This is a genomic window from Caldimonas caldifontis, assembly GCF_002930615.1.
GTDB lineage: Bacteria > Pseudomonadota > Gammaproteobacteria > Burkholderiales > Burkholderiaceae_C > Caldimonas > Caldimonas caldifontis.
Genome location: NZ_PSNX01000033.1, coordinates 1 through 526, shown reverse-complemented (window position 1 = coordinate 526; position 526 = coordinate 1). Strand labels below are relative to the sequence as shown.

The 526-nt window shown below is 66.9% G+C and carries 2 protein-coding genes; both read left to right on the top strand.

What is annotated here, in order from left to right; translation table 11 throughout:
• Window positions 1-15: 15 nt before the first annotated feature.
• The gene (locus C1704_RS18030; RefSeq protein ID WP_473206054.1) at window positions 16-132 is read left to right on the top strand and encodes a poly(ethylene terephthalate) hydrolase family protein; all 117 of its coding nucleotides are present in this window, start codon (window positions 16-18) and stop codon (window positions 130-132) included.
• 134 nt (window positions 133-266) lie between these two features.
• On the top strand, window positions 267-526 hold a 260-nt coding region (locus tag C1704_RS17375; protein WP_473206053.1), incomplete at its 3' end, for a poly(ethylene terephthalate) hydrolase family protein.

The following is a 526-nucleotide window of genomic DNA, read 5'->3' as shown; positions in this document are numbered from 1 at the left end:
CTCGGCATCTCGTGGATGAAGCGCTTCGTGGACAACGACACGCGCTACAGCCCCTTCATCTGCGGCACCGAGTACAACCGCGTGGTCAGCAGCTTCGAGGTTTCGCGCTCGTACAACAACTGCCCGTACTGAGCCCCGAGCTTGCGGCGCGCCGTGCTGTTTGCGGCGCGCCGCATTCCTGTCGACATGTCTGGGCTGTACTCCCACGCCAACAAAGCACCCGCTGGCATTCGGCTTTCCTTGATCCATCTCCAGAGGAGACACCCATGAACCAGCTTCGATCGCTTTCCCTCGCGGCCTGTGCCGCTGCCGCCCTGCTGTGCACGGCCGGCACTGCGCATGCCCAGTTCCAGAAAGGGCCCGACCCCACGGCGGCCGCCCTGGAGCGTGACGGCCCCTTCGCCATCCGCAGCACCTCGGTGTCCCGGTTGGTCAGCGGCTTCGGCGGCGGGCGGCTCTACTACCCCACGGCCACCGGCACCTACGGCGCCATTGCGGTGTCGCCCGGCTACACCGGCACCTCGTC